The 22,695-nt window shown below is 58.2% G+C and carries 22 protein-coding genes; 17 read left to right on the plus strand and 5 right to left on the minus strand.

The annotated features are described in order from the left end of the window. Positions 1 to 67 precede the first annotated feature (67 nt). The 3 genes from IB212_RS01365 to rsmD all read right to left on the minus strand — a co-directional run bounded on the left by IB212_RS01365 (position 68) and on the right by rsmD (position 2,203). Positions 68 to 1,222: an IS481 family transposase gene (locus IB212_RS01365; RefSeq protein WP_081752978.1), complete on the minus strand. Its 1,155-nt coding sequence runs from the start codon at positions 1,220 to 1,222 to the stop codon at positions 68 to 70. A gap of 113 nt (positions 1,223 to 1,335) precedes the next feature. Then, on the minus strand, positions 1,336 to 1,617 hold the full coding sequence (locus IB212_RS01370; RefSeq protein ID WP_014882110.1) for a DUF1145 family protein: 282 nt from the start codon (positions 1,615 to 1,617) through the stop codon (positions 1,336 to 1,338). Next, entirely contained in the window at positions 1,601 to 2,203 is a 603-nt protein-coding gene (gene rsmD / locus IB212_RS01375; RefSeq protein ID WP_041911557.1) for a 16S rRNA (guanine(966)-N(2))-methyltransferase, read from the minus strand. Before rsmD ends, IB212_RS01370 begins: the two co-directional genes overlap by 17 nt. Before the next feature lie 127 nt (positions 2,204 to 2,330). Here rsmD and ftsY point away from each other — a divergent pair, with 127 nt between their 5' ends. The 6 genes from ftsY (at position 2,331) to livJ (ending at position 9,440) form a co-directional block, all read left to right on the plus strand. After that, the gene (ftsY, locus tag IB212_RS01380; protein WP_041911558.1) at positions 2,331 to 3,791 is read left to right on the plus strand and encodes a signal recognition particle-docking protein FtsY; all 1,461 of its coding nucleotides are present in this window, start codon (positions 2,331 to 2,333) and stop codon (positions 3,789 to 3,791) included. 2 nt (positions 3,792 to 3,793) lie between these two features. Continuing rightward, positions 3,794 to 4,465: a cell division ATP-binding protein FtsE gene (gene ftsE, locus IB212_RS01385; RefSeq protein WP_003861525.1), complete on the plus strand. Its 672-nt coding sequence runs from the start codon at positions 3,794 to 3,796 to the stop codon at positions 4,463 to 4,465. Then, complete coding sequence (ftsX, locus tag IB212_RS01390; protein WP_028015142.1) at positions 4,452 to 5,507, plus strand: permease-like cell division protein FtsX; 1,056 nt, start codon at positions 4,452 to 4,454, stop codon at positions 5,505 to 5,507. Before ftsE ends, ftsX begins: the two co-directional genes overlap by 14 nt. A 251-nt stretch (positions 5,508 to 5,758) precedes the next feature. Beyond that, entirely contained in the window at positions 5,759 to 6,616 is an 858-nt protein-coding gene (gene rpoH, locus IB212_RS01395; protein ID WP_028015143.1) for an RNA polymerase sigma factor RpoH, read from the plus strand. Positions 6,617 to 6,876: 260 nt separating this feature from the next. Beyond that, a complete protein-coding gene (locus IB212_RS01400) occupies positions 6,877 to 8,142 on the plus strand; it encodes a 4-aminobutyrate--2-oxoglutarate transaminase (RefSeq protein ID WP_041911559.1) in 1,266 nt (421 codons plus the stop codon). Between the two features lie 197 nt (positions 8,143 to 8,339). Then, entirely contained in the window at positions 8,340 to 9,440 is a 1,101-nt protein-coding gene (livJ, locus tag IB212_RS01405; RefSeq protein WP_155963374.1) for a branched chain amino acid ABC transporter substrate-binding protein LivJ, read from the plus strand. 95 nt (positions 9,441 to 9,535) lie between these two features. On the opposite strand, the gene panM is transcribed toward livJ, so the two are convergent. After that, positions 9,536 to 9,925 (minus strand): aspartate 1-decarboxylase autocleavage activator PanM, encoded by a 390-nt coding sequence (gene panM / locus IB212_RS01410; RefSeq protein ID WP_028015145.1) that lies wholly within the window; start codon positions 9,923 to 9,925, stop codon positions 9,536 to 9,538. Positions 9,926 to 10,349: 424 nt separating this feature from the next. Here panM and livK point away from each other — a divergent pair, with 424 nt between their 5' ends. The 10 genes from livK (at position 10,350) to ugpQ (ending at position 20,392) form a co-directional block, all read left to right on the plus strand. Beyond that, on the plus strand, positions 10,350 to 11,459 hold the full coding sequence (gene livK / locus IB212_RS01415; RefSeq protein ID WP_028015146.1) for a high-affinity branched-chain amino acid ABC transporter substrate-binding protein LivK: 1,110 nt from the start codon (positions 10,350 to 10,352) through the stop codon (positions 11,457 to 11,459). Between the two features lie 46 nt (positions 11,460 to 11,505). After that, the gene (gene livH, locus IB212_RS01420; RefSeq protein ID WP_028015147.1) at positions 11,506 to 12,432 is read left to right on the plus strand and encodes a high-affinity branched-chain amino acid ABC transporter permease LivH; all 927 of its coding nucleotides are present in this window, start codon (positions 11,506 to 11,508) and stop codon (positions 12,430 to 12,432) included. Continuing rightward, on the plus strand, positions 12,429 to 13,706 hold the full coding sequence (livM, locus tag IB212_RS01425; RefSeq protein ID WP_041911555.1) for a branched chain amino acid ABC transporter permease LivM: 1,278 nt from the start codon (positions 12,429 to 12,431) through the stop codon (positions 13,704 to 13,706). The genes livH and livM overlap by 4 nt, the downstream gene beginning before the upstream one ends. Next, a complete protein-coding gene (gene livG / locus IB212_RS01430) occupies positions 13,703 to 14,470 on the plus strand; it encodes a high-affinity branched-chain amino acid ABC transporter ATP-binding protein LivG (protein ID WP_028015149.1) in 768 nt (255 codons plus the stop codon). Before livM ends, livG begins: the two co-directional genes overlap by 4 nt. Position 14,471: 1 nt before the next feature. Beyond that, positions 14,472 to 15,185: a high-affinity branched-chain amino acid ABC transporter ATP-binding protein LivF gene (gene livF / locus IB212_RS01435; protein ID WP_008500102.1), complete on the plus strand. Its 714-nt coding sequence runs from the start codon at positions 14,472 to 14,474 to the stop codon at positions 15,183 to 15,185. A gap of 245 nt (positions 15,186 to 15,430) precedes the next feature. Next, positions 15,431 to 16,747 (plus strand): sn-glycerol-3-phosphate ABC transporter substrate-binding protein UgpB, encoded by a 1,317-nt coding sequence (gene ugpB / locus IB212_RS01440; RefSeq protein ID WP_041911554.1) that lies wholly within the window; start codon positions 15,431 to 15,433, stop codon positions 16,745 to 16,747. A 106-nt stretch (positions 16,748 to 16,853) separates the two neighbouring features. Beyond that, complete coding sequence (gene ugpA / locus IB212_RS01445; RefSeq protein WP_023618241.1) at positions 16,854 to 17,741, plus strand: sn-glycerol-3-phosphate ABC transporter permease UgpA; 888 nt, start codon at positions 16,854 to 16,856, stop codon at positions 17,739 to 17,741. Next, entirely contained in the window at positions 17,738 to 18,583 is an 846-nt protein-coding gene (gene ugpE, locus IB212_RS01450; protein WP_188246069.1) for a sn-glycerol-3-phosphate ABC transporter permease UgpE, read from the plus strand. Before ugpA ends, ugpE begins: the two co-directional genes overlap by 4 nt. 1 nt (position 18,584) lies before the next feature. Further along, positions 18,585 to 19,655 carry a sn-glycerol-3-phosphate import ATP-binding protein UgpC gene (locus IB212_RS01455; protein ID WP_047362620.1) on the plus strand — a complete coding sequence of 357 codons (1,071 nt, stop codon included), beginning with the start codon at positions 18,585 to 18,587 and terminating at the stop codon, positions 19,653 to 19,655. Beyond that, positions 19,652 to 20,392, plus strand: a complete 741-nt coding sequence (gene ugpQ / locus IB212_RS01460) for a glycerophosphodiester phosphodiesterase (protein WP_028015155.1) — start codon at positions 19,652 to 19,654, stop codon at positions 20,390 to 20,392. Before IB212_RS01455 ends, ugpQ begins: the two co-directional genes overlap by 4 nt. Here the strand turns inward: ugpQ and IB212_RS01465 are convergent. Beyond that, a complete protein-coding gene (locus IB212_RS01465) occupies positions 20,382 to 20,753 on the minus strand; it encodes a DUF2756 family protein (RefSeq protein ID WP_045631379.1) in 372 nt (123 codons plus the stop codon). The two genes, ugpQ and IB212_RS01465, sit on opposite strands and share 11 nt — an antisense overlap. A gap of 126 nt (positions 20,754 to 20,879) precedes the next feature. On the opposite strand from IB212_RS01465, the gene ggt reads away from it, so the two are divergent. Then, on the plus strand, positions 20,880 to 22,622 hold the full coding sequence (gene ggt / locus IB212_RS01470) for a gamma-glutamyltransferase (RefSeq protein ID WP_188246070.1): 1,743 nt from the start codon (positions 20,880 to 20,882) through the stop codon (positions 22,620 to 22,622). Positions 22,623 to 22,695: the final 73 nt, after the last annotated feature.

The following is a 22,695-nucleotide window of genomic DNA, read 5'->3' on the forward strand; positions in this document are numbered from 1 at the left end:
CCCTCTCCCGTGGGTGTACAGTCCGGGGACATGGTAGACAGGTGTTCGGGGACATGGTGAACACTTTTTAACATCCTTTACCCATGGTGATCGACTTTTTCTTCAGGTCGATCACCCCCACTTTCGTGCTGTACCACCACACTTCATAGCAGCCGTCATCCTGCGTCTCCCTCAGCCCGACCCGTTCTCCCCTGAACGCCTTGCCTGCGCTCAGACTGACACCCTGTATGCTCAGCTTTCCGCTGACATCCACTTTCCTGACCTTCACCCCTTCATCGTATTCAGGTGGCGTTACGCTGCCGCTGTACTGCCGGGCAGACGGCTGATAACGCGAGGCCGGTACCGCCATATCCAGCGCCTCGTGCGGGCGTTCAAGGTTGTACACCGTGCGCCAGTGGTCGAAGGCGCGCTGCAGCTCTCCGCTGTCCGCGAACCATTTTCCCTGCAGCATTTCCGCCTTCAGGCTGCGGTGAAAACGCTCCAGCTTGCCCTGCGTCTGCGGATGATAAGGCCGGGAGTGCCCCACCCGGATACCGTGGCGCATCAGCCACAGCTCCAGCGCCGTCCAGGTGCCGGTGGTGTCGCCCCACGGTGAGCCGTTGTCCATCGTCATCCTGTCCGGCAGGCCGTAGCGTTCAAACACGCTGACCAGCTGCTGCTGCACGGTCTCGCGCCGTTCATCGGTACAGTGCGCCAGGCACAGGGAAAAACGGGAGTGGTCATCCAGCAGGGTGAGCGGATGGCAGCGGCCACCGCCAAAGGGAAAGTGGCCCTTAAAATCCATCTGCCAGAGGCGATTCGGCGCGTCGTGTTCGAACCGTCCCGTAGCCGGAACGCCCGGTGATGCGCCCGGCAGCAGACCGTGACGGGCCATCAGATTATGGACGGTGCTGAAGGCGGGCATACGGTGCCCCTGGTCTTCGAGCCAGCGCTTAATCTTGCGTGCGCCCCAGCGTTCATGGCGCTCATGGGCCATGCGCAGCAGGGCGGTGATGTCGTCAGATGAGCGGTTCGGGGAATGATGAGGTGCGCGGGAGCGGTCCCGAAGACCGGAGGCACCTTCCTCAGCCCAGCGCTGAAGCCACTTGTAGCCGGTGGCAGGAGAAATGCCGAACTGACGGCAGAGGAAACGGATGTTCGCCCCGTCCTGCGAGGCGAACAGCACAAACTCGGTACGTAATGACATGGTATCTCTCGCATCCCAGGGCATAAGCGACTCCATAAACGGGTTCTTATGCCTCAGTTGTAAGTGTCTACCATGTCCCCGAACAAGTGTTCACTATGTCCCCGGACCGTACATGGGAGAGGGTTAGGGTGAGGGCATCACACCGCACCTTACTTCTTCACCTGCGCCTTAAACTTCTTCATCCACACCAGCAGTTCAAACACGCCGAAAATAAACACCCGCAGCTGCTGCCAGCCGGTCATCGGCGGGCCATCTTTCGGCAGGCCGTTTTTCAGCATCACCATCTGCAGGGCGTGCATGAACGAGGTGAAAATCAGCGCCACGTTAACAAAGATGTTCAACGGGCGCGGGAACGGGTGCACCAGATTCAAAATCAAAAATGCCCAGACGCCCAGCATCAGCAAGCGTCCCAGGTTAATCAGTACCGGCATCGGATCCTCCTTGTGCCTGACGGTGATACAAACGATAAGCCACCTGGCCTGCGACCTTTTCGCGGTGCAGATCCCAGTGAACGGGAACGGGTGGCAGGCCGTTTTCCACTTCGCTTTCTACATAAATCAGCGCGTCATCCGCCAGCCAGCCATTGTGCTCCAGCAGGGATAACGTCTCTTCCAGCAACCCCTTGCGGAACGGCGGGTCGACAAAGACCACGTTATGCGGCGTACCCTGCTGCGCGAGGAAGCTCAGCGTATTGGTGTTGACCACTTTCGCGTTCGACGCCTTCAGCGTCGCCAGATTTTGCTGCAGCGTCTGCGCAACGCCGCGCTCCATTTCCAGCAGCGTGGCGCTGGCGGCATAGCGAGACAGCGCTTCCAGCCCCAAGGCACCGCTTCCGGCGAAGCAGTCCAGGCAGTTGGCGTCTACCATTGACGGGGCAAGCCAGTTAAACAGCGTCTCGCGTACGCGGTCCGTGGTAGGGCGTAAACCGGGGCTGTCCGGCACCGGTAATTTCCGGCCTCGCCACTGACCGCCGATAATGCGAATTTGACCGGCCGGGGCGCGGGTGGGTTTCTTCATCTCTGGAAAGCTCTGTTAACCATAGCCCTGCGATTGCGGGCGGTGATGTCAATTAAGTAAAGTGTTAGACTATTTCATCATTTTTTTAGCTTCCCTGTATATAGCGCCGCGAGGAGTGTAGTCGCAGATGGCAAAACAAAAAAAACGTGGCTTCTTTTCCTGGTTGGGTTTCGGTGAAAAAGAGCAAGAAACAGAACAGAAAACCGAAGAGCAACAGGTTGTAGAAGAGCAGTCACAGCCTGAAACGCCTGTCGAAACCGCTGCGATTGTCGAAGCGGAAGAACCAGCGCACAGCAAAGAAGAGATTGAATCCTTTGCTGAAGAGGTGGTTGAGGTCACTGAGCAGGTTCAGGAGAGCGAGAAGCCAGAGCCGGTTATCGTAGAAACCCTTACCGAAGCGCCGCAGGCCGCTATCGAACACGAAGCGCTGCCGCTGCCCGAAGAGGTTAAAGCTGAAGAGGTTTCTGCCGAAGAGTGGCAGGCTGAAGCGGAAACCGTTGAAATCGTTGAGGCGGTGGAAGAAGAGGCGGCACTTGAGCCAGAGCTGACCGACGAAGAGCTGGAAGCTCAGGCGCTGGCGGCGGAAGCGGCTGAAGAAGCGGTAATCGTCGTGCCGGTGGAAGAGCAGGCCGAAGAAGAGATCGTTCAGGAGCAGGAAAAACCGACCAAAGAAGGTTTCTTCGCGCGCCTGAAGCGCAGCCTGCTCAAAACCAAAGAAAACTTAGGTTCCGGATTTATCAGTCTTTTCCGCGGCAAGAAGATCGACGACGATCTGTTTGAAGAGCTGGAAGAGCAACTGCTGATTGCGGACGTGGGCGTGGAAACTACCCGTAAGATCATCGCCAACCTGACCGAAGGGGCGAGCCGCAAACAGCTGCGCGACGCCGAGGCGCTGTACGGCCTGCTGAAAGACGAGATGGGTGAAATTCTCGCAAAAGTTGACGAACCGCTTAATATTGAAGGCAAAACGCCATTTGTTATTCTGATGGTTGGCGTTAACGGCGTGGGTAAAACCACCACCATCGGCAAGCTGGCGCGCCAGTTTGAGCAGCAGGGCAAATCGGTGATGCTGGCGGCTGGCGATACCTTCCGTGCGGCAGCGGTTGAGCAGCTCCAGGTGTGGGGCCAGCGCAACAACATTCCGGTGATTGCCCAGCACACCGGCGCGGATTCCGCATCCGTGATTTTCGACGCCATCCAGGCGGCGAAGTCGCGCAACGTGGACGTGCTGATTGCCGACACCGCAGGGCGTTTGCAAAACAAATCGCACCTGATGGAAGAGCTGAAGAAAATCGTTCGCGTCATGAAGAAGCTGGACGAAGATGCACCGCATGAAATTATGCTGACTATCGACGCCAGCACCGGGCAGAACGCCATTAGCCAGGCGAAGCTGTTCCATGAAGCGGTAGGGCTGACGGGGATCACGCTGACCAAACTGGACGGCACCGCGAAAGGCGGGGTGATCTTCTCCGTGGCCGACCAGTTCGGCATTCCTATCCGCTACATCGGTGTGGGCGAGCGTATTGAGGATTTGCGTCCGTTTAAGGCGGACGACTTTATTGAGGCATTATTTGCCCGAGAGGACTAACAATGATTCGCTTTGAACACGTCAGCAAGGCCTATCTCGGTGGGAGACAAGCGCTGCAGGGGGTGACGTTCCACCTGCAGCCAGGCGAGATGGCATTCCTGACCGGCCATTCCGGCGCGGGGAAAAGTACCCTGCTCAAGCTTATCTGTGGGATCGAACGGCCAAGCGCCGGGAAAATCTGGTTCAGCGGCCACGAAATTAGCCGTCTGAAAAACCGTGAAGTGCCGTTTCTGCGTCGTCAGATCGGCATGATTTTCCAGGATCACCACCTGCTGATGGATCGCACCGTTTTCGATAACGTGGCGATCCCGCTGATTATTGCCGGCGCCAGCTATGACGATATCCGCCGTCGCGTCTCTGCGGCGCTGGACAAGGTCGGGCTGCTGGACAAAGCGAAGAACTTCCCGATCCAGCTTTCTGGCGGTGAACAGCAGCGCGTGGGCATCGCCCGCGCGGTGGTGAACAAGCCTGCCGTACTGCTGGCGGATGAACCGACCGGTAACCTGGACGATGCCCTGTCCGAAGGGATTTTGCGTCTGTTTGAGGAATTCAACCGCGTAGGGGTAACGGTACTGATGGCGACGCACGACATGGGGCTGATTTCCCGTCGTTCGTACCGCATGCTGACCCTGAGCGACGGGCATTTGCACGGAGGCCACGGTGAACAAGCGTGATGCAATGAACCAGATTCGGCAGTTCGGGAACCGGTTCGACCGTTTCCGTAAGCCGCAGGGCGGCGGTGACGGCAATCGTAATGCGCCTAAGCGCCAGAAAGCGGCGCCGAAACCGGCCTCCCGCAAGACCAACGTGTTTAACGAACAGGTGCGCTACGCCTTCCACGGCGCGCTGCAGGACCTGAAAAGCAAACCGCTGGCGACGTTCCTGACGGTGATGGTGATCGCCATCTCCCTGACGCTGCCAAGCGTCTGCTACATGGTCTATAAGAACGTCAACCAGGCGGCGTCGCAGTATTACCCGTCACCGCAGATCACCGTTTATCTGGATAAAGCGCTCGACGATAACGCGGCGGCGCAGGTGGTCGGGCAAATCCAGGCCGAGCAGGGCGTGGAGAAGGTGAATTATCTCTCCCGTGAAGAAGCGTTGGGCGAGTTCCGTAACTGGTCAGGCTTTGGCGGCGCGCTGGACATGCTGGAAGAGAACCCGCTGCCCGCCGTGGCGGTGGTGATCCCGAAGCTGGATTTCCAGGGTACCGATTCGCTGAATACCCTGCGCGACCGGATCACACGCATCAACGGGATTGATGAAGTGCGCATGGACGACAGCTGGTTTGCCCGTCTTGCGGCGCTGACCGGGCTGGTGGGGCGCGTGTCGGCGATGATCGGCGTGCTGATGGTGGCGGCGGTGTTCCTCGTCATCGGTAACAGCGTGCGTCTGAGCATCTTTGCGCGTCGCGATACCATCAACGTGCAAAAACTGATTGGCGCAACGGATGGTTTCATCCTGCGTCCGTTCCTCTACGGTGGCGCACTGCTCGGTTTCTCCGGCGCATTTCTTTCACTGATATTGTCAGAAATTTTGGTGATGCGGCTTTCGTCTGCCGTCACAGAAGTGGCGCAGGTTTTCGGAACTAAGTTTGATATCAGTGGCTTAGGCTTCGATGAATGCCTTCTGTTGCTGCTGGTGTGCTCCATGATCGGCTGGATTGCCGCATGGCTGGCAACGGTTCAACATTTACGCCACTTTACTCCCGACTAATAAAAGCGTGATATAATCTTTCCCTGCACCGAGATGTTCGCTCTGCAGGGAAAGCGTCCCTGTTGTCTCTTCCCCTGTTATCATCTCCATGTCACATTTTGTGCGTAATTTATTCACTGTTGCACCTGGAACTTGTGGATAAAATCACTGTCTGATAAAAGAGTGAATGCTAATCTCGTTGCTCAAACGCTTTGGCATGGTTGTTGCCTGACGGGGACAGCCTGGACCAGAAGAAACATTGAGAGGAATGAATGACCAAAGAAATGCAAACTTTAGCTTTAGCCCCTGTTGGTAACCTGGAATCTTACATCCGGGCTGCGAACACCTGGCCGATGTTAACGGCCGAGGAAGAAAAGGAGCTTGCTGAAAAGCTGCATTACCAGGGCGATCTGGAAGCAGCGAAAAAGCTGATCCTGTCTCACCTGCGCTTTGTTGTTCACATTGCTCGTAACTATGCGGGCTATGGCCTGCCGCAGGCGGACTTGATTCAGGAAGGTAACATCGGCCTGATGAAGGCTGTACGTCGCTTTAACCCGGAAGTGGGCGTGCGACTGGTCTCCTTCGCCGTACACTGGATCAAAGCAGAAATTCATGAATACGTGCTGCGCAACTGGCGTATCGTGAAAGTCGCCACGACAAAAGCGCAACGTAAGCTGTTCTTCAACCTGCGTAAAACCAAGCAGCGTTTGGGCTGGTTCAATCAGGATGAAGTGGAAATGGTGGCGCGCGAGCTGGGTGTATCCAGCAAAGACGTCCGTGAGATGGAATCCCGTATGGCCGCGCAGGACATGACCTTTGATATGTCCTCCGACGACGACGCATCTGACAGCCAGCCGATGGCACCGGTTCTGTATCTGCAGGATAAAACCTCTAACTTTGCCGACGGCATTGAAGAGGACAACTGGGAAGATCAGGCCGCGAACAAGCTGACCCATGCGATGGAAGGCCTCGACGAGCGTAGCCAGGACATTATCCGCGCCCGCTGGCTGGACGAAGACAACAAGTCCACGCTGCAGGAGCTGGCCGACCGCTACGGCGTTTCTGCGGAACGTGTCCGTCAGCTTGAAAAGAACGCCATGAAAAAACTTCGCGCCGCTATCGAAGCGTAATTACCGCGAAGTACACCTTTAGCCGAAATAGTTCAGGCTGCGGGAAGGCGGCAAACGAGTGAATCCCGATGAGCTTACATCAGTAAGTGATTCGGGTGAACGAGAGCAGCCAACGCACCTGCGGCTTGAAATATGAAGGATAAAAACCCTCGAATGCAAATTCGGGGGTTCTGTTTTTTTAGCGCCCGCTCTGGCGAATTTCTCACCCCTGGCAAACACTTACTGATGCGCTAAGCAGGCGATTTTCTCAGGGGGTCAGGGTGAAAAATAACGAACTGAACGACCGGCGTTTACAGGCAACGCCGCGCGGCATCGGGGTGATGTGTAGCTTCTATGCTGATAAAGCCGAAAACGCCACGGTGTGGGACGTGGAAGGCAATGAGTACATCGACTTCGCCGCCGGGATCGCGGTGCTGAATACCGGCCATCGCCATCCCAAAGTTATCTCCGCTATCGAAAAACAACTCCACGCTTTTACCCACACGGCCTACCAGATTGTGCCGTATGAGGGCTATGTGGCGCTTGCCGAGCGCATCAACCAGCGCGTGCCGATTAATGGCCCGGCCAAAACCGCCTTCTTCTCGACGGGTGCTGAAGCGGTCGAAAACGCGGTCAAAATTGCCCGCGCGTATACCAGACGCCCCGGCCTTATCACCTTCGGCGGCGCGTTCCACGGGCGCACCTTTATGACCATGGCGCTGACCGGTAAGGTCGCGCCGTACAAGCTGGGTTTCGGCCCGTTCCCCGGTTCGGTATACCACGCTCAATTCCCTGACGATCTGCACGGCATCAGCACGGCGGAAGCATTAAAAAGCCTGGAGCGCATCTTTAAGGCGGATATCGCCCCAGACCAGGTGGCGGCCATTATTCTCGAACCGGTTCAGGGAGAGGGCGGGTTCAACATTGCGCCCGCTGATTTTATGCAGGCGCTGCGCGCCCTGTGCGATACCCACGGAATTTTGCTGATTGCCGACGAGGTGCAAAGCGGCTTCGCCCGCACCGGCAAGCTGTTCGCGATGGAACACCACTGCGTGAAGCCGGACCTGATCACCATGGCAAAAAGCCTCGCGGGCGGGATGCCGCTCTCAGCAGTATCGGGCCGCGCCGAGGTGATGGACGCGCCTGCACCTGGCGGACTGGGCGGTACCTACGCAGGTAACCCGCTGGCGATTGCCGCGGCCCACGCGGTGCTGGACGTGATTGATGAGGAAGATCTCTGCACGCGCTCGGCGCATCTCGGCCATCATCTGGTAGAAGTGCTCAACAAAGCGAAGGAAAACTGCCCGTTCATCGCCGACATCCGTGCCCAGGGCTCGATGGTCGCGGTAGAGTTTAACGATCCGCAATCCGGGCAACCGTCGCCGGAATTTACCCGTCAGGTGCAGGAGCGCGCGTTGAACGAAGGGCTGCTGCTCCTGAGCTGCGGCGTTTACGGCAACGTGATCCGCTTCCTTTATCCGCTTACCATCCCCGAAGCGCAGTTCCGTAAAGCGCTGGACATTATCTCCGCGTCGCTGACACGTTAAAGCCACCAGCCCGGCGGTAAATCCTGTCGGGCTTATCATATATTCATTTCAAATTAGCTATTCCAAAATCATAAAAATGGGGTATGTTTTAGCAGAGTATGCTGAAAAAGCGCGAACAGCACACCAATAACTGAAATAAAGCGCTGCACAACAACATCACAACAATCGTAATAACCATAATAATGGGGAATCTCAGGATGAACATGAAGGGTAAAGCGTTACTGGCAGGATGTATCGCGTTGGCATTCAGCACCATGGCGCAGGCAGATATTAAAGTGGCCGTGGTGGGCGCAATGTCCGGTCCGGTAGCACAGTACGGCGACCAGGAATTTACGGGCGCAGAACAGGCAGTTGCAGACATTAATGCTAAGGGCGGCATCAAGGGCGAAAAACTGCAGATCGTAAAATACGACGATGCCTGTGACCCGAAGCAAGCGGTCGCGGTGGCGAACAAAGTGGTCAACGACGGGATCAAATACGTTATCGGTCACCTGTGCTCCTCTTCTACTCAGCCCGCGTCTGACATCTACGAAGACGAAGGTATTCTGATGATCACCCCGGCTGCGACCGCACCGGAGCTGACCGCGCGCGGCTACAAGCTGACCCTGCGTACCACCGGTCTGGACTCCGATCAGGGCCCAACGGCGGCTAAGTACATTCTGGAAAAAGTGAAGCCGCAGCGTATCGCGATTGTTCATGACAAACAGCAGTATGGTGAAGGTCTGGCCCGTGCGGTGCAGGACGGTCTGAAAAAAGGCAATGCCAACGTGGTCTTCTTTGATGGGATCACCGCTGGCGAGAAAGACTTCTCCACCCTGGTGGCGCGTCTGAAGAAAGAGAATATCGACTTCGTTTACTACGGCGGCTACCACCCGGAAATGGGCCAGATCCTGCGCCAGGCGCGCGCGGCGGGTCTGAAAACCCAGTTCATGGGCCCGGAAGGCGTGGCGAACGTTTCCCTGTCTAACATCGCGGGTGAATCTGCCGAAGGTCTGCTGGTGACCAAGCCTAAGAACTACGACCAGGTGCCAGCGAACAAACCTATCGTAGATGCCATCAAGGCGAAGAAGCAGGATCCAAGCGGCGCGTTCGTCTGGACCACCTATGCAGCGCTGCAGTCTCTGCAGGCAGGTCTGAATCATTCAGCCGATCCGGCTGAGATTGCCACCTGGCTGAAAGCCAACACGGTGGAAACCGTGATGGGGCCGCTCTCCTGGGACGCGAAGGGCGATCTGAAAGGCTTTGAGTTCGGCGTGTTTGACTGGCATGCTAACGGAACGGCGACAGACGCCAAATAAAAGCAAAAAGGCAACTTAAGTTGCCTTTTTTAATGTTTTCTCCCTCTCCCCGTGGGAGAGGGCCGGGGTGAGGGCATCATGCCGCACCGCACAATTCATCCCAAACGCTTCTCCCACCCGCTCTCCTGCGCCGTAAACCCTAACGCCTGCATAAACGCTGCCATCACGCCGCGGTCTTCCACGCCCACGTCGGCCATCCACCATGAGTTTACGTTCGGGTTTTCGCGGATCACTTCTTCAATTAAATACTGTCCCACACCGCGACGACGGGTTACGTCACGCACGCGCAGCGAGTCCAGAGCTCCCTCCGTGCCGCTCAGGGTCACGCGAACCGCGGCCAGCAGGCGCTCGTTGAAGCGCGCGGCATAAATGCGATGGTTCTCGTCGACATGCAGCGACGAAGGGGAATATTCCGGCCAGATCTTGCCCAGGTCGATATGATCCTGGTCGCTAAAGGTCACCAGACGCACGATAGTCAGTTTCATTAGCAGCTTGTCCAAATCAAATTGAGTAGAGGCAGTGTACTCAATTTATTCACTCAGCGGCTTCCTCTTTTTATTCTCATTAACCAGGTGATTAGTTTTTTAGCAATGCAATGGGCAGTGTGAAAACACATGGATCGAAAAATAAGCAGAATTTTAACCTGAATGGCAGCGATTTATTCGGCGCTTTGTACCGTTATTTTATGCTGCAAACTGCACTTTTATTTGTTTATCTCTGCCTGATTTCAGAATATTATCTTTCCTTAATCGCCTGAAAAATAGAGATTTTAGTCTGGTTTTTGACAAAAAACTGCGCTAAACCATTAAAGGCACTGGTAAAAATAGCGTTGTTCATTAAAAGTACAGAATGCTTTTTAACCATAATAAAACAAAATATAAACACGACATCACGAATGGGGATTCTGAGATGAAAAGGAACGCGAAGACATTTATCGCGGGAATGGTTGCACTGGCGATCTCGCATGCGGCCATGGCGGAAGAGATTAAAGTTGCGGTAGTCGGTGCGATGTCCGGCCCTGTTGCCCAGTGGGGTGACATGGAGTTTAACGGCGCGCGTCAGGCCATCAAAGACATCAACGCCAAAGGCGGCATCAAGGGCGACAAGCTGGTAGGCGTGGAGTATGACGACGCCTGCGATCCGAAACAGGCCGTTGCGGTCGCCAACAAAATCGTCAACGACGGGATTCAGTACGTCATCGGCCACCTGTGCTCATCCTCCACCCAGCCCGCGTCCGATATTTACGAAGACGAAGGTATTTTGATGATCACTCCGGGCGCCACCAACCCAGAGCTGACCCAGCGCGGTTACCAGCACATCATGCGTACCGCCGGGCTGGACTCCTCCCAGGGGCCAACCGCGGCCAAATACATCCTCGAGACCGTTAAGCCACAGCGTATCGCCATCATTCATGACAAGCAGCAGTACGGCGAAGGCCTGGCGCGCTCCGTGCAGGACGGCCTGAAAAAAGGCGGCGCGAACATCGTCTTCTTCGACGGCATTACCGCAGGCGAAAAAGACTTCTCCGCGCTGATCGCCCGTTTGCAAAAAGAGAACATCGACTTCGTCTACTACGGCGGCTACTACCCGGAAATGGGCCAGATGCTGCGCCAGGCGCGCGCCACCGGTCTGAAAACCCAGTTTATGGGGCCAGAGGGCGTGGGCAACGCCTCCCTGTCAAACATCGCAGGGGATTCTGCCGAAGGCATGCTGGTGACGATGCCAAAACGCTATGACCAGGATCCGGCCAACAAGGCTATCGTGGATGCGCTCAAGGCGCAGAAGAAAGATCCGAGTGGTCCATACGTCTGGATCACCTACGCTGCCGTGCAGTCTCTGGCAACCGCATTGGAGCGTACCGGCAGCAAAGAGCCGCTGGATCTGGTGAAAGATTTAAAAGCACACGGGGCGAACACCGTGATTGGGCCGCTGAACTGGGATGAGAAAGGCGATCTGAAGGGATTTGAGTTTGGTGTCTTTAAGTGGCACGCCGACGGTTCGTCCTCGGTCGCCAAATAATTATCCCACCGCCCGGCTCACCGGGCGGGTATAAAAAGGTTTGCATATGTCCGAGCAGTTTCTCTACTTTTTGCAGCAGATGTTTAACGGCGTCACGCTGGGAAGCACCTACGCGCTGATCGCCATCGGCTATACGATGGTTTACGGCATTATCGGCATGATCAACTTCGCCCACGGCGAGGTGTACATGATCGGTAGCTACGTCTCCTTTATGATTATCGCCGCGCTGATGATGATGGGCATCGACAGCAGCTGGCTGCTGGTCGCCGCCGGGTTTGTTGGCGCGATCGTGATCGCCAGCGCCTACGGCTGGAGCATCGAACGCGTGGCCTACCGGCCGGTGCGCAGCTCCAAGCGTCTTATTGCGCTGATTTCCGCGATCGGGATGTCGATCTTCCTGCAAAACTACGTCAGCCTGACCGAAGGTTCGCGCGACGTGGCGTTGCCAAGCCTGTTTAACGGCCAGTGGATTGTGGGGGCCAGCGAAAACTTCTCTGCCTCTATTACCACGATGCAGCTGGTGATCTGGGTCGTGACCTTTGTCGCCATGCTCGCCCTGACCCTGTTCATCCGCTACTCCCGCATGGGACGCGCCTGCCGCGCGTGCGCGGAAGACCTGAAGATGGCGAGCCTGCTCGGCATCAACACCGACCGCGTAATCGCCCTGACCTTCGTGATTGGCGCGGCGATGGCGGCGGTAGCTGGCGTGCTGCTCGGCCAGTTCTACGGCGTAATTAACCCGTACATCGGCTTTATGGCCGGGATGAAAGCCTTCACCGCGGCGGTGCTGGGCGGCATCGGCAGCATTCCGGGCGCGATGATCGGCGGCCTGATCCTGGGCGTGGCGGAAGCGCTCTCCTCGGCGTACCTGAGCACCGAATATAAAGACGTGGTGTCGTTTGCCCTGCTGATTCTGGTTCTGCTGGTGATGCCTACCGGTATTCTGGGCCGTCCGGAGGTAGAGAAAGTATGAAACCGATGCATTTTGCAATGGCGCTGCTCTCTGCCGCCATGTTCTTCGTGCTGGCCAGCGTCTTCATGGGCGTCCAGCTTGAGCTGAATGGCACCAAACTCGTTGTCGATACTGCAGCTGATATTCGCTGGCAGTGGGTCTTTATCGGCACCGCCGTGGTGTTCCTGTTCCAACTGCTGCGCCCGCTGTTCCAGAAAACGCTGAAAAATGTCTCCGGACCGAAATTCGTCCTGCCGGCTATCGACGGTTCTACCGTTAAGCAGAAGCTGTTCCTCGTGGCGCTGCTGGTGGCTGCCGTGGCGTGGCCGTTTATGGTGTCGCGCGGCACGGTGGACATCGCCACCCTGACCATGATTTACGTGATCCTCGGCCTCGGTCTGAACGTGGTGGTGGGACTGTCCGGCCTGCTGGTGCTGGGCTACGGCGGTTTCTACGCTATCGGCGCGTACACCTTCGCGCTGCTGAACCACTATTACGGCCTGGGCTTCTGGACCTGCCTGCCGCTGGCGGGGCTGGTCTCTGCCGCCGCGGGCTTCCTGCTCGGCTTCCCGGTGCTGCGTCTGCGCGGCGACTATCTGGCGATTGTGACCTTAGGCTTCGGCGAAATCGTCCGTATCCTGCTGCTCAACAACACCGAAGTGACCGGCGGACCGAACGGCATCAGCCAGATCCCAAAACCGACCTTCTTTGGCCTGGAGTTCAGCCGTACCGCCCGCGAAGGCGGCTGGGATACCTTCAGCAACTTCTTCGGCATCAAATATGATCCCTCTGACCGCGTGATCTGGCTCTACCTGGTGGCGCTGCTGCTGGTGGTCATCACCCTGTTCGTGATCAACCGCCTGCTGCGTATGCCGCTGGGCCGAGCGTGGGAAGCGCTGCGCGAAGATGAGATCGCCTGCCGCTCTCTGGGCCTGAACCCGACCCGCATCAAGCTGACCGCGTTCACCATCAGCGCCGCGTTTGCCGGTTTCGCCGGCACGCTGTTCGCCGCGCGTCAGGGCTTCGTCAGCCCCGAGTCGTTCACCTTTGCCGAATCGGCCTTTGTGCTGGCGATTGTGGTACTCGGCGGGATGGGCTCGCAGTTCGCCGTTATCCTCGCGGCCATCCTGCTGGTGGTCTCTCGCGAGCTAATGCGCGACTTTAACGAATACAGCATGCTGATGCTGGGTGGTTTGATGGTGCTGATGATGATCTGGCGTCCGCAGGGTCTGCTGCCGATGACGCGTCCACAGCTGAAGCTTAAGAATGTGGAAGCGAAAGGAGAGCAGGCATGAGTCAGCCATTATTATCCGTAAACGGTCTGATGATGCGTTTTGGCGGCCTGCTGGCGGTCAACAACGTGAACCTGGACCTGCATAAAAAAGAGATCGTCTCCCTGATTGGCCCGAACGGCGCGGGGAAAACCACGGTCTTTAACTGCCTGACCGGTTTCTACAAGCCGACGGGCGGCACCATCATGCTGCGCGACCAGCACCTGGAAGGGCTGCCGGGCCAGCAGATTGCCCGCATGGGCGTGGTACGTACCTTCCAGCACGTGCGCCTGTTCCGCGAGATGACGGTGATTGAGAACCTGCTGGTGGCACAGCATCAGCAGCTGAAAACCGGCCTGTTCTCCGGCCTGCTGAAAACCCCGGCCTTCCGCCGCGCGCAGGAGGAGGCGCTCGATCGTGCTGCCACCTGGCTCGACCGTATCGGCCTGCTCCAGCACGCCAACCGTCAGGCGAGCAACCTGGCCTATGGCGACCAGCGTCGACTGGAGATTGTGCGCTGCATGGTGACCCAGCCGGAGATCCTGATGCTCGACGAACCGGCGGCGGGCCTCAACCCGAAAGAGACTAAAGAGCTGGACGAGCTGATTGCCGAGCTGCGCGATCATCACGACACCACTATCCTGCTGATTGAGCACGACATGAAGCTGGTGATGGGCATTTCGGACCGTATCTACGTGGTAAACCAGGGCACGCCGCTGGCAAACGGCACGCCGGAAGAGATCCGCAACAACCCGGACGTGATCCGCGCATACCTTGGTGAGGCATAAGATGGAAAAAGCGATGTTAACGTTCGACAAGGTCAATGCGCACTACGGCAAGATCCAGGCGCTGCACGACGTCAGCCTGCACATCAATCAGGGTGAAATCGTCACCCTGATTGGCGCCAACGGCGCGGGCAAAACCACGCTGCTCGGCACCCTGTGCGGCGACCCGCGCGCCACCAGCGGGCGGATTGTGTTCGATGGTAAAGACATTACCGACTGGCAGACCGCCAGAATCATGCGTGAGGCGGTGGCTATTGTCCCGGAAGGGCGCCGCGTCTTCTCCCGCATGACGGTGGAAGAGAACCTGGCGATGGGCGGGTTCTTCGCTCACCGCGATGAATACCAGACCCGCATCAAGTGGGTGTACGAACTCTTCCCGCGTCTGTGGGAGCGCCGCATTCAGCGTGCGGGCACCATGTCCGGCGGTGAACAGCAGATGCTGGCGATTGGCCGCGCGCTGATGAGCCAGCCGCGCCTGCTGCTGCTGGACGAGCCGTCGCTCGGCCTGGCACCAATCATTATCCAGCAGATATTCGACACCATCGAGCAGCTGCGCAAAGAGGGGATGACCATCTTCCTCGTCGAGCAGAACGCCAACCAGGCGCTGAAGCTCGCTGACCGTGGCTACGTGCTGGAGAACGGCCGCGTGGTGCTGGAAGACACCGGCGACGCGCTGCTGGCGAACGAAGCGGTGCGGAGCGCGTATCTGGGCGGCTGAGCCGTCTGTATTGCCCGGTGGCGCTACGCTTACCGGGCCTACGGATACCATGTAGGCCGGGTAAGGCGCAGCCGCCACCCGGCTTTTTTTGCATTAACCCCTTCACACAACCATCATCCCCCTGACCCTTTCCTGTCACTTATCTGTAAACAAATAGTTATTTTTCTGTCATTCGAGCATGTCATGTTACCTCGCGAGCATAAAACGCGTGATATCGCGCATCCGGCACAATAAGAGAGATGACAATGACATCGTTACGACACACAGCTTTGGGTCTGGCACTGGGTCTGGCTTTTGCGACGAACGCAATGGCTGTGACCACCATTCCGTTCTGGCATTCCATGGAAGGGGAGTTGGGTAAAGAGGTTGACTCCCTGGCGCAGCGTTTCAACGACACCCATCCGGATTACAAAATTGTGCCGGTGTACAAAGGTAACTACGAGCAGAGCCTGAGCGCGGGCATCGCCGCCTTCCGTACCGGCAACGCGCCTGCACTGTTACAGGTTTATGAAGTGGGCACCGCCACCATGATGGCCTCGAAAGCTATCAAGCCGGTGTATGAAGTGTTCAAAGAGGCGGGTATCAACTTCGATGAATCCCGGTTCGTACCGACCGTAGCGGGTTACTATACCGATTCCAAAACCGGTCACCTGCTGTCCCAGCCGTTTAACAGCTCCACGCCGGTGCTGTACTACAACAAAGACGCCTTCAAAAAAGCCGGTTTAGATCCGGAGCAGCCGCCAAAAACCTGGCAGGACCTGGCCGAATACACCGCGAAGCTGAAAGCGGCGGGCATGAAGTGCGGCTACGCCAGCGGCTGGCAGGGCTGGATCCAGATTGAAAACTTTAGCGCCTGGCACGGCCTGCCGGTGGCGACCAAAAATAACGGCTTCGACGGCACTGACGCGGTACTCGAGTTCAACAAGCCGGAGCAGGTGAAGCACATTGCGCTGCTTGCCGATCTGAACAAGAAGGGCGATTTCAGCTACTTCGGGCGGAAAGACGAATCCACCGAGAAGTTCTACAACGGCGACTGCGCCATTACCACCGCCTCGTCCGGCTCGCTGGCGGATATCCGTCACTACGCCAAATTTAACTATGGCGTGGGCATGATGCCGTACGACGCCGACGTGAAGGGGGCGCCGCAGAACGCCATCATCGGCGGGGCGAGCCTGTGGGTGATGCAGGGCAAAGACAAGGGCACCTACAAAGGGGTGGCCGAGTTCCTCGACTTCCTGGCGAAGCCGGAAAATGCCGCCGAATGGCACCAGAAGACCGGCTACCTGCCGATCACCAAAGCTGCGTACGACCTGACCCGCGAGCAGGGCTTCTACAGCAAAAACCCGGGCGCGGACATCGCGACGCGCCAGATGCTGAACAAGCCGCCGTTGCCGTTTACCAAAGGCCTGCGTCTGGGCAACATGCCGCAGATCCGCACCATCGTAGATGAAGAGCTGGAAAGCGTCTGGACCGGGAAGAAAACGCCACAGCAGGCGCTGGATTCCGCAGTAGAGCGCGGGAATCAGCTGCTGCGCCGCTTTGAGCAGTCGACGAAATCGTAATTTGTGATTCGCCCGGTGGCGCTGCGCTTACCGGGCCTACGACGTGCCCCATCCAGGCCGGGTAAGGCGCAGCCGCCACCCGGCATTGTTCAGGAACCCAATCTCCATGTCCTCATCCCGTCCGGTGTTTCGCTCCCGCTGGCTGCCGTACCTGTTGGTCGCGCCTCAGCTGGTCATCACCGTTATCTTCTTTATCTGGCCTGCGGGCGAAGCGCTGTGGTACTCGGTACAAAGCGTCGATCCGTTCGGGCTCTCCAGCCAGTTCGTCGGGCTGGACAACTTTACCGCGCTATTCCATGACAGCTACTACCTGGACTCCTTCTGGACGACGATGAAATTCAGCGCGCTGGTGACCGTGAGCGGTCTTGTTGCCTCGCTGTTTTTCGCCGCGCTGGTGGATTACGTGGTGCGCGGCAGCCGCCTGTATCAGACCCTGATGCTGCTGCCTTACGCCGTGGCCCCCGCCGTTGCCGCTGTGCTGTGGATCTTCCTGTTTAACCCCGGACGCGGGCTGATTACTCACTTCCTGGCAGAGTTCGGCTACGACTGGAACCACGCCCAGAACAGCGGTCAGGCAATGTTCCTGGTGGTGTTCGCCTCGGTGTGGAAGCAGATCAGCTATAACTTCCTGTTTTTCTTTGCCGCGCTGCAGTCCATTCCGCGCTCGCTGGTGGAGGCCGCGGCAATTGACGGCGCAGGCCCGATCCGCCGCTTCTTCAGGCTGTCGCTGCCGCTGATCGCCCCGGTGAGCTTCTTCCTGCTGGTGGTTAACCTCGTCTACGCCTTCTTCGACACCTTCCCGGTGATTGACGCCGCCACTGCAGGCGGCCCGGTCCAGGCAACCACCACGCTTATCTATAAGATCTACCGCGAAGGTTTCGCTGGGCTGGATCTCTCGGCCTCCGCCGCGCAGTCGGTGGTGCTGATGTTCCTCGTCATCATCCTCACGGTGGTGCAGTTCCGCTATGTTGAAAGTAAGGTGCGCTACCAATGATTGAGAACCGTCGCGGGCTGACGATTTTCAGCCATACCATGCTGATTTTAGGGATTATCGTCATCCTGTTCCCGCTTTACGTGGCCTTTGTCGCCGCCACGCTGGACACCAAAGCGGTGTTCGACACGCCGATGACGCTGATCCCGGGCGGGCATCTTTTCGAGAACACGAAAACCATCTGGACCCAGGGCGTGGGTGCCAACAGCGCGCCGTTCTGGCTGATGATGCTCAACAGCTTCATCATGGCGTTCGGCATTACGGTGGGCAAAATTACGGTGTCGATGCTCTCGGCCTTCGCCATCGTCTGGTTTCGCTTTCCGCTGCGTAACCTCTTCTTCTGGATGATTTTCATCACCCTGATGCTGCCGGTGGAGGTGCGTATCTTCCCGACGGTGGAGGTGATCGCCAACCTGAAGATGCTGGACAGCTACGCGGGCTTAACCCTGCCGCTGATGGCCTCGGCGACAGCCACCTTCCTGTTCCGCCAGTTCTTTATGACCCTGCCGGACGAGCTGATTGAGGCCGCGCGCATCGACGGCGCCTCCCCGATGCGCTTCTTCCGCGACATCGTGCTGCCGCTGTCGAAAACCAACCTTGCGGCGCTGTTTGTGATCACCTTTATCTACGGCTGGAACCAGTACCTGTGGCCGCTGCTGATTATTCAGGACGTCAACCTCGGCACCGCCGTGGCGGGCATCAAAGGCATGATTGCCACCGGCGAAGGCACCACCCTCTGGAACCAGGTGATGGCGGCGATGCTGCTCACCCTAATCCCACCCGTAGTCATTGTTTTAGCCATGCAGCGCGCGTTTGTCCGCGGCCTGGTCGATAGCGAGAAATAAGATGGCAGGTTTAAAACTTCAGGCAGTTACCAAAAGCTGGGACGGTAAAACCCAGGTCATTCAGCCGCTGACGCTTGACGTGGCGGACGGCGAATTTATCGTGATGGTCGGCCCGTCCGGCTGCGGGAAGTCCACGCTGCTGCGCATGGTGGCGGGGCTGGAGCGCGTCACGTCCGGGGATATCTGGATTGACCGCCAGCGCGTCACCGAGATGGAGCCGAAAGACAGGGGCATCGCGATGGTGTTCCAGAACTACGCCCTCTATCCGCACATGAGCGTGGAAGAGAACATGGCCTGGGGGCTGAAAATTCGCGGCATGGGCAAAGGCCATATAGACGAGCGCGTGAAAGAGGCCGCGCGCATTCTGGAACTGGATGGCCTGCTGAAGCGCCGTCCGCGCGAGCTCTCCGGCGGCCAGCGCCAGCGCGTGGCAATGGGGCGCGCTATCGTGCGTGACCCGGCGGTATTCCTGTTCGACGAGCCGCTGTCTAACCTCGACGCCAAGCTGCGCGTACAGATGCGCCTTGAGCTGCAGCAGCTGCACCGTCGTCTGAAAACCACGTCACTGTACGTGACCCACGATCAGGTCGAAGCCATGACCCTCGCCCAGCGCGTAATGGTGATGAACAAAGGCGTTGCCGAGCAGATTGGCACCCCGGTGGAAGTGTACGAAAAACCGGCCACCCGCTTTGTGGCGAGCTTTATCGGCAGCCCGGCGATGAACCTGCTGGAAGGGCGCATCAGCAGCGCGGGCACCCACTTTGAACTGGAAAGCGGGATGGCGCTGCCGATCAACTGGTACTATCGTGGCTACGCCGGGCGTAAGATGACGCTCGGTATCCGCCCCGAGCATATTGGTTTAACCTCTCAGGCGGACGGCGGCGTGCCGCTGGTGATGGACACGCTGGAGATGTTGGGTGCAGATAACCTGGCGCACGGGCGCTGGGGCGAGCAAAAAATGGTGGTGCGCCTGGCGCATCAGGAGCGCCCGAAAGCGGGCAGCACGCTGTGGCTCCACCTGCCGGAAAACCATCTGCACCTTTTTGACGGTGAAACAGGACAACGAGTATGAGCAACTGGCCTTACCCCCACATCGTCGCCCACCGTGGCGGCGGTAAGCTGGCCCCGGAAAACACCCTGGCGGCGATCGATGTCGGCGCGCGCTACGGCCACACGATGATCGAGTTCGACGCCAAGCTGTCGAAGGACGGCGAAATTTTCCTGCTGCATGACGACAATCTTGAACGCACCAGCAACGGTTGGGGCGTGGCGGGTGAACTGCCGTGGCGCGATCTGCTGAAGGTGGACGCCGGAAGCTGGTATAGCGGCGAATTCAAAGGCGAACCGCTGCCCCTGCTGGCGGAAGTGGCCGATCGCTGTCGTCAACATGGCATGATGGCGAACATCGAAATCAAACCGACCACCGGCACCGGGCCGCTGACGGGCAAAGTGATTGCCCTTGCCGCGCGCGAGCTGTGGGAAGGCATGACCGCGCCGCTGCTGTCGTCGTTTGACACCGACGCGCTGGAGGCCGCACAGGCAGCTGTACCTGAGCTGCCGCGCGGGCTGCTGCTGGACGAGTGGCGTGAGGACTGGCGTGAACTGACGGGTCGCTTAGGCTGCGTCTCTATCCATCTGAACCACAAGTTGCTGGATGAGGCGCGGGTGAAAATGCTGAAAGACGCGGGTCTGCATATTCTGGTCTACACCGTTAACAAACCCCAGCGCGCAGCCGAGCTGCTGCGCTGGGGCGTGGACAGTATCTGTACCGATGCGATTGACCAGATCGGCCCGAAATTTATTTATTGAGCATACTGCCGTTCTGCTGGGTCGGCAGCATATGCTGCTGACCGCTGCTTTGCGACATCCCGCCCCCTAACATCCCGCCGTTTTTATTTGGCAGCGGCTGCTCGCGCACCTGTCCCTGCTGCACGCGCTGGGTGTTGGCGTTCATCTGGTTTTGCAGGCTCTGCTGCTGCATCTGGGTCTGCGTTCTCAGCTGCTGATTGAGCATCCCTTTCTGCTGCTGTTGCTGGCTCATCATCTCGGTCTGCATACGCTGCTGGCTCGGGATGACATAACCCTGCTGGTTCGGGTTGTTCATGGTGTTGAGTGGCTGTGCGAGCGCGGCAAGCGGGATCAGCGCCGTAAGAATCATCAAGCGTTTCATTGTCATTTCCTCCTCTTGAGGCCTCTCTTAAGTTTACCCTGATTTCACCATGACGATGATTTTTTAGGAGTTGTGAACCAGGCTTAAGCGGGGAATATGGATCCCTTCACCTGGAGAACAATAATCATGAAACCAACCTTCTTGCGCTGGGTCGCCATCGCCGCGCTGATGGCAGGCGGCACATTTACCGTGGCGGCCAACCCGCCCGCCGCTCCTCCCGTCTCTTACGGCGTGGAGGAGGATGTTTTTCACCCCGTGCGGGCCACGCACGGCATGGTGGCCTCGGTTGACGCGCTGGCGACCCAAGTGGGCGTCGATATTCTTAAGCAGGGCGGTAACGCGGTGGATGCGGCGGTCGCGGTCGGCTACGCGCTGGCGGTAACGCATCCGCAGGCGGGGAATCTGGGCGGCGGCGGCTTTATGATGCTGCGCACCAAAGACGGCAAAACCACGGCAATCGACTTCCGCGAAATGGCGCCTTCTCAGGCGTCCCGCGATATGTTCCTCGACGACCAGGGTAACCCTGACAGTAAAAAATCTCTGACCTCGCACCTCGCCTCCGGCACGCCGGGCACCGTTGCGGGCTTCTCGCTGGCGCTGGAAAAATACGGCACGATGCCGCTGAACAAGGTGGTGCAGCCTGCCATCAGGCTGGCGCGGGAGGGCTTTGTGGTCAATGATGCCCTGGCGGACGACCTCAAGACCTACGGCAGTGAAGTCATTCCCAATCACGAAAACAGCAAGGCGATATTCTGGAAGGACGGCGAGCCGCTGAAGAAGGGCGATAAGCTGGTGCAGAAGAACCTCGCCAAAAGCCTGGAGCTGATTGCGGAGCACGGCCCGGACGCGTTCTACAAAGGGGCGATTGCCGACCAGATTGCGGAAGAGATGCAGAAGAACGGCGGGCTTATCACCAAAGCTGACCTGGCGGAATACAGGGCGGTCGAGCGCGAGCCGATTAGCGGCACCTACCGCGGCTACGAGGTCTTCTCCATGCCGCCGCCGTCTTCCGGGGGCATTCACATCGTGCAGATCCTCAATATTCTTGAAAACTTTGATATGCACAAGTTCGGCTTCGGCAGCGCGGATGCCATGCAGGTGATGGCGGAGGCGGAAAAACGCGCCTATGCCGACCGCTCGGAATATCTCGGCGATCCGGACTTCGTGAAGGTGCCGTGGCAGGCGCTGACCAACAAGGCGTACGCCAAATCGATTGCCGATGAGATCGACATCAACAAGGCTAAGCCGTCGAGCGAGATCCGCCCCGGCAAGCTGGCGCCGTATGAAAGCAACCAGACGACGCACTTCTCGGTGGTGGATAAAGACGGCAATGCGGTGGCGGTGACCTACACGCTCAACACTACCTTTGGTACCGGGATCGTAGCGGGCAACAGCGGCATTCTGCTGAACAACGAGATGGATGACTTCTCCGCCAAGCCGGGCGTGCCGAACGTCTACGGGCTGGTCGGCGGCGATGCGAATGCGGTGGGGCCGAAGAAGCGTCCGCTGTCGTCCATGTCGCCAACCATCGTGGTGAAAGACGGGAAAACCTGGCTGGTGACCGGCAGCCCTGGCGGGAGCCGCATCATAACTACCGTGCTACAGATGGTGGTGAACAGCATCGACTTTGGCATGAACATCGCCGAGGCGACCAATGCGCCGCGTTTCCATCATCAGTGGCTGCCGGATGAACTGCGCGTGGAGAAGGGCTTTAGCCCGGACACCATCAAGCTTCTGGAGCAGCGCGGACAGAAGGTTGCGGTGAAAGAGGCGATGGGCAGCACCCAGAGCATTATGGTGGGGCCAGACGGCGCGCTGTTTGGCGCGTCGGATCCGCGTTCGGTGGATGATTTGACGGCGGGGTATTGATACGTTGCCCGGTGGCGCTGCGCTTACCGGGCCTACAACTGCACGAACGTAGGCCGGGTAAGGCGAAGCCGCC

Origin of the sequence: Enterobacter sp. E12 (assembly GCF_014596715.2) — a bacterium.
GTDB classification, from domain to species: domain Bacteria; phylum Pseudomonadota; class Gammaproteobacteria; order Enterobacterales; family Enterobacteriaceae; genus Enterobacter; species Enterobacter bugandensis.